We start from the raw sequence: 13,308 nt of genomic DNA, 5'->3' as shown, positions 1-13,308 counted from the left end.
CTTATTGCACTAAGGGGATTACCTGTGAATATTGTATTTGCGATTTCAGAAGTAGAAGAGTTAGTTAAAACAGGTGGCCTTGCTGATGTAGGCAAGGCACTTCCTTTGGCACTTCACGCATTGGGCGAAAGCGTTAGTATTGTTATGCCCTACTACAAAGTGCTAGCTGAACAATTTGACCTTGCGTGTGTGACTGAAAAACAAACACTGTTTACCGAAGGTCAGGTTTATCAGTTTGATATTCGCTACATGCAATGGCACGACATCCCTGTGTATTTTGTAGATTCACCAGAGCACTTTATGCGAGATGGCTTGTACTCAAATGCCTACGATGCCTATGATGACAATGGTGAACGCTTTAGCTTTTTCAGTGGCGCGGTATTACAAACATTACAAGCGATTGATAAAAAGCCGGATATTATCCATTGCCACGATTGGCATACGGCAATGCTGCCTTTCTTGTTAGCGCATGATAAATCTGGTTTTTACGCTAATACTAAAACGGTCTTTACAATTCACAACGCTGCATTTCAAGGGGTTCACAGACTAGACGAGATCCCCTTCTTGCGTCACCACCCAAATATTCTTGCTCAGGTGCATGGCGGCTATATCAATATGCTACAAAGTGGGATTGAATTTGCGAGTAAGGTGACAACAGTAAGCCCTAACTATGCGAGAGAACTATTGACCGATTTGGGTAGCCACGGCTTACATGAACGATTAGTCAGTCGCACGAATGACTTAAGTGGCATCTTGAACGGCTGTGATTATACGCAGTGGAACCCGCAAACGGACAAATACTTACCTGAGCACTACAGCGCTGAAAATTTGCACCCAAAATCAACCTGTAAGCGCGTGCTTCAAGAAAAGTCTAACTTACCACAGCAACCTTCAGTGCCGCTTATTGGCATGGTTTGTCGACTTACTGAACAAAAGGGCTTTGGTTATATCCTGCCTATTTTAGATGAGTTGGTAAAACACAACTTACAAATGGTTATTGTAGGTACGGGCGACCCTAAAGTGTGTATGGATTTAGGTGAATTTGCACAACAACATCCTACTCAGTTTGCCTTTATTAATGGCTTTAGTTCAGAACACGCGCATTTAGTTGAAGCGGGCGCTGACTTTTTCTTAATGCCTTCACAATTTGAGCCTTGCGGACTAAATCAAATGTACAGTTTAGCCTACGGCACGGTTCCTATTGTACGTTCAGTAGGTGGCCTCAAAGATACGGTTATTGATCACTCACATACCGATGGTACGGGTTTTGTGTTTGATGACCCTACACCTTGTGCACTGTTATCATGTATTCGCCGTGCCCTGCTAGCCTTTTACGAAGACCCTGCGGCCTTTAGAGCCATGCAAATACGGGGAATGAATACCCGATTCACTTGGGAATCAGCAGCACAGAGCTACCAAGCATTGTACAAATCGGCCGTATAGTTACACTGGCGCTTTTTGGCAGCGAGGATCCGCGCTTGTTTATCAACTTAATTTAGACAAGCCGAAACATTAATTATTGTTTATACGCATCTTTCTTTTTGCGCAATTATGCGCCACTATTAATTTAATAAAGATGCGAATGGATAACACGCAAAACAAATATGACGGGAAAGGCAGTTAAGTTTTCAATTCGTAGCCTATTTTTGTGGGTGGTAATGTCGATCGCCGCGTTCTCGCTTACCGTGCTTTCCGGCTTGTCTATCTATACCCAAATCAAAACATACCGTCATGAATTAGAATCTAACGCTATCATGCTAGCCAAACTTGTTGCTCGCAGTTCGGCCAGCTACTTATATGATGAAACCCCAGAACGTATAGAACTAGCCCTTAAAAATCTCAGCGCGACCGAACACGTATTGAATGCACATGTTTATCGCGTAGACAATTCGGGCGCTGCGCCAGAAATTTTTTCTTCTTATAACCGCGAAGGTCAGTTACTACTAGGCGGCAAGGAAAACCAGCTACCTGCCCTATTTTTAAACCCTAGCTTGGCAGACTCTGGTCATTACCTAGAGCTTAGTACCAAAGTATTCGACGAAGAGACCAATATCCAACTAGGGTGGGTTTACTTACGAGTATCGTCAGACAATTTTAATCAGCTGGTTGGCAAGTCAATATGGTTAAACCTGATAGTGGCATTGGTTCTTCTTGGAGTAAGCTTCTATTCAGCGGTGCGTATGCAGCGCGTGGTAACGGGGCCAGTTGAAGAGATTGCCAGTTTTCTTCAACGCACTTCACGCCAGCGAGATTACTCTGCAAGGGCAGAAGGCTCAGCCATTCACGAGCTCGACATACTCGCCGATGCTGTTAATGTCATGCTACTGCGAATGCAAGAATATATGCAAAAGCAACGGCAAGCCGAAGAGCAGCATAGAAAGCTCAATGCGAGCTTGGAAGATATGGTAAACCATAGAACTACGGCACTGAAAGACGCGAACCAAGAGCTCATTCAGACTCTAGAAAAACTGCATCAATTCCAACGCCAAATTGTACAAAACGAGAAAATGGCGTCGCTTGGTGACATGGTGGCAGGTGTTGCCCACGAGGTAAATACACCGATTGGTTTGGGTGTTACTGCATCGACTATGATGCTCGACCGCTTGGCTGTTATTCAAAAAGACTTTGAAAATAAAACATTGAAAGCCAGCGCGATGAAGCGCTTTTTAGATGAGAGTAACGAAAATCTCAATATTATTTATCGAAACTTAAACCGCGCAGCCGAATTAATATCTAGCTTTAAGCAAGTAGCGGTAGATCAAACCTCGGAGTCGAGTCGAAGTTTTTGCGTTGCACAGCTAGTTAATGAGATACTATTGTCATTACAGCCTCGACTAAAAAAATTAAAACACAACATCAACGTCGATTGCGACCCTACCCTTAGCGTTGAAACGAAGGCTGGCCCGATAAATCAGATCCTGATTAACCTAATTATGAATTCGGTTATTCACGGTTTTGAAAACATAGAAGAAGGTGCGATTGATATTCGCGCCGAAATGGTTAGCAGTAATAAATTAAAACTAGTTTATACCGATAACGGAAAAGGTATTTCACCGGAAATTCGCAAGCGGATCTTTGACCCCTTTGTCACCACTAAGCGTGGACAAGGTGGCTCAGGTTTAGGAATGCATTTGGTATACAACTTGGTGACACAGGCTTTAAATGGGTCTATCTCTATCACCAGTGAAGAAGGCAAAGGCGTGGAATTTGTTATTATTTTCCCTGTCGCTAATGCCAAGACATCTGATTAGTTGTATAAAGTATGAACTTTTCTTGAAATTTATTGGCTAACCCCAATACCTTAACAATAAGAATATTCACAAGTTGCTTGCAATCAAGTACATGAATATTAGAATTTAACCAGTTAGTTGCTTAAATCGTATTTTAGAAAGAGTGTAGAACACCATGCAGACGCCAAATGTGTTAATCGTAGAAGATGAAGTGGTCACCCGTACCACGCTTAAAAGTTTGTTTGAAGCGGAAGGGTACAATGTATTTGAAGCTGAAAATGGTGATCAGATGCATGATTTCTTCGAAAATCACGCTATCAATTTGGTAATCATGGACATCAACTTGCCAGGTAAGAATGGCCTAATTTTGGCACGTGAAGTACGTGACCGCAAAAATGTAGGTTTGATTTTCTTAACGGGCCGCGACAATGATGTAGACCGTATCTTAGGCCTAGAGATTGGTGCTGACGACTATTTAACCAAGCCGTTTAACCCTCGCGAACTTACGATCCGTGCACGTAACCTATTGTCTCGTACAACTAACTCTTCAGAAGATGACGATTTACCAAGCCGCGTGAGCTTTAATGGCTGGACACTAGACGGCGATAGCCGCTCGTTAATCTCACCAAATGGTAAAGAGTTCCGTTTGCCACGTAGTGAGTTTAGAGCGCTACACTTGTTCTTAAGTAATCCAGGCAAGATTTTAACGCGTGAACAACTTATTATGGAAATGACAGGCCGCGAGCTTCGCCCGAATGACCGTACAGTAGACGTAACTATCCGTCGTATCCGTAAGCACTTCGAGTCAGATCCTACTGATGAAGAGTTGATTGTTACTATTCACGGTGAAGGTTACCGTTTCTGTGGACAAGTTGACGGTTAATTACCAACAACGTTCCGATTAAATAGAAAAGCCGCTACTGTGTAGCGGCTTTTTTTTGCGTTATTGCAGCGCGTATTTAAGATTTTGCGTTGAACGTTAAAGCATAAGTATAACGCTTCTGTTCTAGCAAGAAGGCTTTATGCGTACTTGGGCTCCATGAGTCATCGCCGCCCACGCCCATATGTGCATGGTCGATATACACAAATACACAGTCTTGCTTAACCAAGTCACTGGTATGTTTCGCATTGTCTAACTGGGCTTGGCCATATTCGCTGACACTAAAATGAAAGTCACCCGTTACATTGAGGCAGCCAACTGAAAGCGCTCGACAGTCACAACGTAGCCCATTATCAGAAGGAAATATATAATGGGTTTGCATGTCGTTAAGCGCTAGTTTGTACTCACCAAAACGCGCACTGGCAAGTCTATCTGGGTAGTTTTCATGAGGCCCTAATCCTTGCCACCTTACCTGCATGTGTTCGCTTTCACCGTCAATAACACCGTTATCTAAATATGCGAAGACAGCTGGCACTGCGGCTTGCATGCCAATTCGAGGCATAGGTGGAACACTATCATCAAGTAGAACCTCGACTGAAATAGTAAGCTGTGCCGCTGAGTTGATGGTATAGATCCACTTGGTTGCTGCCATTACCTTTTCATCAAAGCGGTATTCGAATAACGACGTTATACGCACATCTTCCGCGCCTTGCTGCACATCAACACTGGTACAAATGCGGTTCCATTGACCGATACCTGCACGGCGCCAGCGCGACTCCCATGCGTTTGGATCAGGATTATCCACCTCACTCACACCGATATCATTGTCTAATGGCGCACGAAAGAAACTATCTTCAAAGGGAGCGCTAAGCGTTTCAATGCCGTTGTTTAACCACGACGTTAGTAAACCGCTTTTGCTGTTAAAACTAAAACTGTTGCCCTGTGTTTCTATGCTTACAACAGCATCATTTACATTAATCGCGAAGTCGTTTGTGGTTTCGGCTGCATTTCCACGCTTGAATGCCACTATTCCAGCCCTATTAGCCAATGACACTTGAGCGGTATCCATAACATGATTGGCCTGTGCCCATGCACAGTCGTTTACCAGTACCACATCAATATTGAGATGATAAATTGCACCAGCAACATAAACAAAGTTTGGCGTAATGGATAGACGAGTACTGGACTGCGGCGCAATAACAAGCGCAGACTCACCCTCTTGTATTACTTTGCCGTTTTCCAATATTTGCCAACGTGCTAGTTCGTTGTCAGTTTGTCTAAACAAATAGTCACTGCTAACTTTTAGGTCTATCGTGTCACTTTGGTTAAGCAATTCAACACTTAAGTGCTGCTGGCAGAACTTCGCCTCATACAAATGGGGATGTGGTGTTCTATCAGGAAATAGCAAACCATTGATACAAAACTGCCTGTCATTTTCTGTATCACCAAAGTCACCACCGTACGCCCAATACGCTTTTCCATCGTCAGTGTGCTTTGTCAGGCCTTGATCTACCCAATCCCAGATAAATCCACCTTGAAGACGCGGATAGTCTTTAAAGGCTTTCCAGTACTCATCAAAGCTACCTAAACTGTTACCCATCGCATGGGCGTATTCACATAATATGACTGGGCGGTGCTCACCGGGCATCGACAACCACTTTTTGATAGACCATTTAGGTACAGCATCGTCTTTTACGTCAGTATCAACACGTGCATACATGGGGGCGATAATATCTGTGGCTGTGGTGTCAGCACCACCACCTTCGTATTGCACTACGCGTGACTTATCGAAAGACTTTGCCCACCCATACATAGCATCATGGGTAGGGCCGTGGCCGCATTCGTTACCCAATGACCAAATGATGATACTCGCGTGGTTTTTATCGCGCTCTACCATTTGTGTGAATCGCGCCATATAAGCGCCAGCCCAAAGTGGATCACGTGATATACGTCCCATAGGAAACATACCGTGGGTTTCGATATTGGCTTCATCTACAACATATAAACCGTATTCGTCACATAACTCATACCAGCGAGGATGATTAGGGTAATGCGCTGTACGTACTGCGTTAAAGTTGTTCTGTTTCAGCAGCTTGATATCTTGTAGCATGTCCTCTTCATTGATGGCATGCCCTTTGGTTTGATGATGTTCATGGCGGTTCACACCGCGAATAAGAATAGCTTTGCCATTGACTAAGAGCTGACCATCCTTCATTTGTACATTTCTAAAGCCAATGTTGTACGCTTCAAGGTCGACAATGTTGTCGCTATCATCAAATAACGATACCACGATGCGATAAAGATACGGTGTTTCTGCCGTCCAATGCTTGGGTTCACTAACCGTTAGGTGCTGGAACACCACGTCATCCCACCCGCCTTTCTCATCAATACGCTTGTTATTCGTACCGGTTATCACCTGTTCCGTTACCGGCTTGCCCGCATCAAATAGTTGAATGCCCACTTTGTAATTACTAGGTGCTTTAATGGCGGTACGAACTGAAACCGCACCATCGCGATAGCATGCATCAAGGGAAGGCGTTACAAACACATCTTGAATATGATGATGTGGTTTAGCGACCAAGTTTACATCGCGAAAAATGCCGCTTAGCCACCACATATCTTGATCTTCAAGGTAACTACCATCTGACCAACGTATCACCATAACCGCAATACGGTTTTCTCCTTCAACTAATAAATCAGATAAGTCGAATTCCGCTGGCAACCTACTATCTTGCGAATACCCCACATAGCTGCCGTTGCACCATAAATGAAATGCACTATTCACGCCTTCAAACACAATATGATTGCGCTTTGCTAAACCTGCTTTGGTCATGCTGAAAGTTGTGCGATAACACCCAGTAGGATTTTCACTGGGCACCATAGGTGGATTTACCGCAAAAGGATATTTCACATTGCAGTATATGGGCTTGTCGTAGCCCTGCAGCTGCCAATTTGACGGCACTTGGATGCGTTGCCACAACGCAGACTCCGTGTCGGGTATCGCCTTTTCAATTAAGCTTTCTGTCACGCATTGTGGGGCATCGAAAAGGAGAAAGTCCCATTCACCGTTTAAACTTCGCTTTTGTGCGTTGACGTTGTGAAGCGCATCTTCCAATGACGTAAATCCATTATGAGGGCTATGGGCGTTTACTCGGTTACGTTGGAAAACCACAGGATTTTGCCAATCGTTTTGTGAGACGATTTGCGCGACGGTAGTCATAGTGTGTCCTTTTGCAATTCAATAGTGTGAAATATAGCTAAATTCTATTGATTCCATTATGCTCTATTCTTTCAACTGTTTATCCAAAACTATCATTTTACAATTATGCAACCTTCGTTTTCAGATGTAGTAAACATAGGCCCATATTGCATAGAGCGCTTCATAGATAACAGCAACGCGCCTGAAATTAGCGATTTACACATTGAGCTAGCAGGTTGCTCAAATTTATCAGGCGACTATGTAGTAGGCCGTGTTGCGCCGCCCAATCACACACTTTTTTACTCGCTCAAAGGCAGTGGTGTTTTTCGAACTCCATCAGGCATATTCGAACTACACGCGGGAGAGTTGATCGTATTGCCTGCTAAACAAAGCTTTGAAGTGAGTATTGTGAGTGATAGCTGGGATATTATTTGGCTTAATTTGGCAGATTCACCGATGTGGAAAGCACTGCCAAGAAGACAAGCAAAGGTCGTGAAACATGCCAATTTAGACGGCCTACATTTCGCTATGGAATTGCTGTATTTAGAGCGCGATAAAACCAACAGGCAAGCGGCAATGGCAATTGTTTCGCGCTATCTTAGAAAGATAATAGAAACAGAAATATTCAGTGAAAGAAATACTCGCGCTCACACTCTGGGGAAAAAAGAGGTACACACCAACCGACTGAATGCGCTTTTTGCCAATGTTGATAAACAACTACAGTTTGAATGGAGCGTTGAGAGCCTGAGTGAAAAAGCACATTATTCTGCGCCACACCTTCATAGGCTGTGTGTAGAAGCTTATGGCAGAAGCCCGATGCAACACGTGATATTTTTGCGTATGCAAAGGGCTAAGAACTTACTTAAAAACACCCAGTGGCCGGTGTCTTATATTGCAAATTATGTGGGTTATGCCAACGTCTTTGTATTTTCAAAACGCTTCAAGAAATCAGTTGGCATGTCTCCTAGACAATACAGAACAAAGGTGGATTAACTTCCAGCTATCTTCATCTGATTAATGAGGACAGAACCCGTTTGCACGCTACCACGCACATCTTTTTCAGCACCAATAGCCACAATACCGCTGAACATGTCTTTTAAGTTGCCCGCTATTGTGACTTCGTGTACAGGGTATTGAATAACACCGTTTTCTACCCAGAAACCTGCAGCGCCACGAGAGTAGTCACCGGTTACCCCATTTACGCCTTGCCCCATCAATTCGGTTACTAGAAGCCCTGTACCCATTTCTCTTAACAGGTCTTGATCAGAATGACCGGTGTCTCCTACAAGCCAATTATGGATACCACCAGCGTGACCGTTCGATTTAGTATTGAGTTTTCGCGACGAATACGTGGTGTACAAATACGTAGCAAGTTGCCCCGCATCAACAATAGTCATATCAGAGCATGCCACACCTTCGTTGTCGAAGCTTGAGCTTGCAAGGCCAGACTTAATAAACGGGCGCTCTTCAATATTGAGCCATTGTGGGAAGATTTGCTTGCCTAAACTATCTAATAAGAAGCTAGAGCGACGATAGAGGCTACCACCACTTATTGCACCAACGTAATGCCCAAACAAACTTGACGCTACATCGCGATGTAAAATAACAGGCACGTTAGCCGTGTTTATTTTTCTTGCCCCTAAACGCTCTACCGTTGCTTTGGCGGCTTCTTCACCAACCAATGCGGCCGATTTGAGCAAAGGTGCCTGACGATTAACAGTGTAGGCGTAGTCGCGCTGCATATCGTTGTCTTGCGAACCAATGACCATGCAACTTAGCGAGTAGCGTGAACTTGGATACCCAGCATTAATACCGTGGGTATTACCGTAAACTCGCATACCAAGGTTGGCGTTATACGAGGCGCCGTCAGAGTTCGTGATACGCGGATCGTAGTTCATTGCCGCCGTTTCGGCCTCAATGGCCAATTCAATGGCCTTTTGCGTGTCTAATTCCTGAGGGTGATAAAGGTCTAAATCAGGAAACTCTGTGGCAATAAGTTCGGCATCCGCCAAACCAGTGCAAGGATCTTCACTGGTATAGCGCGCAATATCTACGGCTTTTTCTACAGCTAATGTTAATGCTGCTTTGCTTAAATCCGCTGTTGATGCACTGCCCTTCCGCTTACCCACATACACGCTAATGCCCAAGCCACCATCATTGGTAAACTCAACATTTTCAACCTCTTGCATACGTGAAGACACCGCAATGCCTTGTACTTTAGACATACTGGCTTCGGCTTGTGTTGCCCCTTTTGAAAGGGCTAATTTCAGTACATCATCTACGACATTTTGAATGTCGGCTAACTGCTGCTCAATTTGCATAGTAAGTTTCGCTGTCTTAATTCGACTGTGATAGTTACAATTTAGCTAAAGTGTAACACTAATGAGTTTGAAATGAGTGATCAGAAATACAATTCGCCTGAAGATCCTTACTTCGAAGATGCGCAAGCGGATGAGTTCGAGGAAGAAGACTTTGTCAGTAAATCAGAGCTAAAACGTCAGGCTAAAGAACTGCACAAGCTAGGTGAAACCCTAGTGAATCTAACCGATGCGCACATCGCAACCATTCCCATGGACGAGGAATTAGCTGATGCGGTTGCTATTGCGCGCAAGGTTAACAAGAAAAAAGATGGCTACCGCAGACAATTGCAGTTCATCGGTAAAGTACTTCGCCAGCGCGATACCGCGCCAATTGAAGAAGCTCTTGCGAAAATAACCCATCAGCATCAAGCGGCTAACGCGGCATTTCACGCGCTAGAAAAAGCGCGAGAAGCGGTTATCGAGCAAGGCGACCCAGCAATTCAGAAACTGATTGAAGCTCACCCTGAGCTAGATAGGCAAAAGTTGCGTCAATTTCACCGCCAAATTAAAAAAGAGCGTGAAAAAAATGCGCCGCCAAAAGCGTTTAGAGAATTATTCCAGTATTTAAAAGACGTAGTACACGAAGAGTAATTATCAAGACGGCATGCGCCATTCTGCAGCGTATGCCGTTTCTCTTAAACTGAACCTTGTCTAAAGCCACAAGAATTTAAATTTTTTTCTTTTGCGCCCCGCACATTTGCAGATAACTGCTACGCTTAAAATAAAGAGACATTCTTTAAGGAATACGTAGTTGCTGCCGCCTTCCAATTCGCTTACAGCCCGAATTGTTTCACTTATTTTTGTCATTTTCACTACGGTCTATGTCATTGCCTATTACTTTGCCAGTGACTACGTTTACACAACTCGATTGAACCTCTCAGAACAGAACCTGAGTCAGCAAGTACAAATAATTAGTGAGCGCACCTTGTCGTATTTTGATAGAGACCAAAAGCTCATTGAAATTGGTTTGGAAAAAGGGGTGTATCAGCAATGGATGCGAAATGCGAATGATGAGGCGTTGAGTGAGCAGGCTATAAATGAGCTCAGAGTGGTATGCCGTCTTGTAGATTGCTTTGGTTGGTTCTTAGTGTCTGACGACTTCAGAAGTGGTTTCTCGTTTAACCAACAAGATGGACATTATATTGCTGATCAACTACTTCCAGAAGACGAAATATGGTACCGCCCAATTATAGATTCAGGCAAAAACTTCATTATCGACTCTAGCTTTGAAGCGAAAACGCAAGTGAACGGCGTATTTTTAGACTATGTCGTTAGAGAAGATGAAACGTTACTTGGGCTGGTGGGTACTTATGCTAAAGCTACCGACGTTTATGATTACCTGCTTTCACAGCAAGAGCAAACCACAACAAACCTGATAGTAGATGACAGAAATGTTGTAAGAGTCAGCGCTTCTCACAACGGGGAAGACCCAGTCAATCAATTTGCCAATGAAAACTGGTCTGGCGTATTTTCAAGTGAAGTAATCGACTCGCTCAAGCATTTCGCGAAAAATAGAGATACACGCACTCACCTTTTCACTCTCACCATTAATGACCATGAATATTTGGCAGCCTTTAAATATATTGAGCAAGTAGAATGGTATGCCGTCAGCCTTTATTCGCTATCGGGTTCTAACGGAGACTTTGCATTAGTCGCGGCAACCGCCGTATCCATCGCCATTCTCCTGTTCTTTGTGGCCATTACCGCATTAGTGCTTAATATGCAGGTGGTGCGCCCTCTGAATCATCTTAACAGCGTAGTAAATGCCATAGATAACGGGGATTTCAGTGTAAAAGCTGGAAAGGTTGGTACTGATGTCATACAAAACTTGGCAACACACATTGATATGATGACAGATACTATCGCCGAGCAATTCAAATCGCTGAGGATGTCGAATACGGCGTTACAGAAGGCCAGAGTGGATGCAGATCAAGCCAACAAAGCCAAATCAGAGTTTTTGTCTAACATGAGTCACGAAATTCGCACACCAATGAATGGCGTACTAGGCATACTACAGATTCTAGAAAAGAGTGACCTGCCCCAAGCATCTCGCGAATTAGTTTACAAAGCCACCTATTCAGCAGACGCCTTACTAGTCATCATCAACGATATTCTCGACTTTTCAAAAATTGAAGCCAATAAACTCACCTTAGAAAGTCGCCCTTTTTCAATGCGTGAAGTTGTTGACAATGTGGTGTCAGACTTAAGCCTTAATGTTGAAAAAAAGGGCATCAGCCTTAGCGTTGATATAAACGCAGATTTCGAAGATGGTTGGCAAGGTGACTATGTACGTGTACGCCAAATTTTGCTCAACCTAGCATCAAATGCTGTTAAGTTCACTGAAACAGGTGGTGTTAGAATAGCGCTTGATATGTTTCATGTAGACGAAAAAACGGTCGTTGTTATGGCTGTTTCCGACTCGGGCATTGGCATGAGCACAGAAGCTCAGCAGCGGATATTTGACCGATTTACGCAAGCCGATACTTCAACGACAAGAAAATACGGCGGTACAGGCCTTGGCATGGCCATAACCGTAAGCTTAATTGCCCTAATGGACGGCACCATTGAAGTAAATAGTATTGAAAACAAAGGCACTACTGTTACTGTCAGCTTGCCCCTTGAACAAGTTTCGCTGAGTGAAAACCTACAACAGCCCGTGCACGATGAAACGTTAGACCTGTCTGGTAAACGAATTTTGGTTGCAGAGGACAACGATATAAATCAAACCATCATCGCCTCTATGCTGGAAGACACAAACGCAAAATTGATTTTTGCGAAAAATGGCGAAATTGCAGTCGAAGCCTTTAGAAAGTACTCGTTTGACGCAGTTCTCATGGACATTCAAATGCCCGTAATGGATGGTATTGAAGCCTTTTCGTTGATAAAAGAGATTAGCCCCAACGTGCCTATTTGGGCACTTACTGCCAATGTAATGAAAGAAGAAGTCGAATACTACACTAAACTTGGCTTTACAGGGCATATAGGCAAGCCCATTAACTTAAAGTATTTACACCTTGTATTAAGTGAACTTGCCAAGTGAGCGTTTGGCATTACAATGAGAGTAAGCCCAAAGTACGGTATTACGTTGAAACGAGCATTGTCAGCACGCTTTAGCGCAAAAACCAGTGTTAAGTAGTCGCGGTTTAAGCGAGAGCATTATGAAGATATTCTCAAACCCAAACGCCAAACTCAAAAGTAAATATGGTCAATATCATATTGCTGCGTTGGGGAACATTGTAGGCGTATCAGCTGAAGGCATAGCAGATACCGAGGCAATCGCTCGTTATGGGCGGGATATGATGGATGTTATTAATCAGTTTGGCGGCGAGCGGTGGGCGTTTTTAGGGTTTCTCCATGGCTCAGCCCTACTTACCAAAGGTGGCGAACTGGAACTGCAAAAATCAATAGAGTGGCGAGTGAGTAAAGGTATGACACTTGGCGCGCTCGTCATTGGCGAAACCACTATACAGTCTATGGTTGAGGCGCAATTTAGCCGCATATACCAGCGGGCTGGTGTTGAGCTTGGTGTGTTTTGTGATGAAGATGACGCTATGGTCTGGCTGGCAGAGCGAGGCTTCAAATCGTCTTAAATACCCAGAGTCTTACTAAGTTGTTCACTTTATCTTTTGTGCGCAAGCA

General features: G+C 43.9%; 9 protein-coding genes. 7 read left to right on the top strand and 2 right to left on the bottom strand.

Annotated features, from left to right (window positions below; genetic code table 11):
* Positions 1–24 precede the first annotated feature (24 nt).
* From glgA to arcA, 3 genes are all read left to right on the top strand, one after another.
* Positions 25–1,443 (top strand): glycogen synthase GlgA, encoded by a 1,419-nt coding sequence (gene glgA, locus OZ660_RS01280; protein ID WP_274742300.1) that lies wholly within the window; start codon positions 25–27, stop codon positions 1,441–1,443.
* A 161-nt stretch (positions 1,444–1,604) separates the two neighbouring features.
* Positions 1,605–3,251: a sensor histidine kinase gene (locus OZ660_RS01275; RefSeq protein WP_202263242.1), complete on the top strand. Its 1,647-nt coding sequence runs from the start codon at positions 1,605–1,607 to the stop codon at positions 3,249–3,251.
* Positions 3,252–3,405: 154 nt separating this feature from the next.
* Complete coding sequence (arcA, locus tag OZ660_RS01270) at positions 3,406–4,113, top strand: two-component system response regulator ArcA (RefSeq protein ID WP_014996957.1); 708 nt, start codon at positions 3,406–3,408, stop codon at positions 4,111–4,113.
* A gap of 76 nt (positions 4,114–4,189) precedes the next feature.
* On the opposite strand, the gene OZ660_RS01265 is transcribed toward arcA, so the two are convergent.
* Complete coding sequence (locus tag OZ660_RS01265; protein WP_274742299.1) at positions 4,190–7,330, bottom strand: beta-galactosidase; 3,141 nt, start codon at positions 7,328–7,330, stop codon at positions 4,190–4,192.
* Positions 7,331–7,435: 105 nt separating this feature from the next.
* Here OZ660_RS01265 and OZ660_RS01260 point away from each other — a divergent pair, with 105 nt between their 5' ends.
* The gene (locus tag OZ660_RS01260; RefSeq protein ID WP_274742298.1) at positions 7,436–8,302 is read left to right on the top strand and encodes an AraC family transcriptional regulator; all 867 of its coding nucleotides are present in this window, start codon (positions 7,436–7,438) and stop codon (positions 8,300–8,302) included.
* Here OZ660_RS01260 and pmbA read toward each other — a convergent pair.
* The gene (gene pmbA, locus OZ660_RS01255; protein ID WP_274742297.1) at positions 8,299–9,630 is read right to left on the bottom strand and encodes a metalloprotease PmbA; all 1,332 of its coding nucleotides are present in this window, start codon (positions 9,628–9,630) and stop codon (positions 8,299–8,301) included. The two genes, OZ660_RS01260 and pmbA, sit on opposite strands and share 4 nt — an antisense overlap.
* Before the next feature lie 72 nt (positions 9,631–9,702).
* Between pmbA and yjgA the strand changes: the two genes are divergently transcribed.
* The 3 genes from yjgA to OZ660_RS01240 all read left to right on the top strand — a co-directional run bounded on the left by yjgA (position 9,703) and on the right by OZ660_RS01240 (position 13,259).
* The gene (yjgA, locus tag OZ660_RS01250; protein ID WP_274742296.1) at positions 9,703–10,260 is read left to right on the top strand and encodes a ribosome biogenesis factor YjgA; all 558 of its coding nucleotides are present in this window, start codon (positions 9,703–9,705) and stop codon (positions 10,258–10,260) included.
* Between the two features lie 160 nt (positions 10,261–10,420).
* Positions 10,421–12,709, top strand: a complete 2,289-nt coding sequence (locus OZ660_RS01245) for an ATP-binding protein (protein WP_274742295.1) — start codon at positions 10,421–10,423, stop codon at positions 12,707–12,709.
* 118 nt (positions 12,710–12,827) lie between these two features.
* Entirely contained in the window at positions 12,828–13,259 is a 432-nt protein-coding gene (locus OZ660_RS01240) for a hypothetical protein (RefSeq protein ID WP_274742294.1), read from the top strand.
* Positions 13,260–13,308: the final 49 nt, after the last annotated feature.

The sequence above is a fragment of the Alteromonas sp. 009811495 genome (genome assembly GCF_028865455.1).
Classification (GTDB): Bacteria; Pseudomonadota; Gammaproteobacteria; order Enterobacterales; family Alteromonadaceae; genus Alteromonas.
The sequence above is the reverse complement of the archived record's forward strand: the minus strand, read 5'-3'. Positions and strand labels throughout refer to the sequence as shown.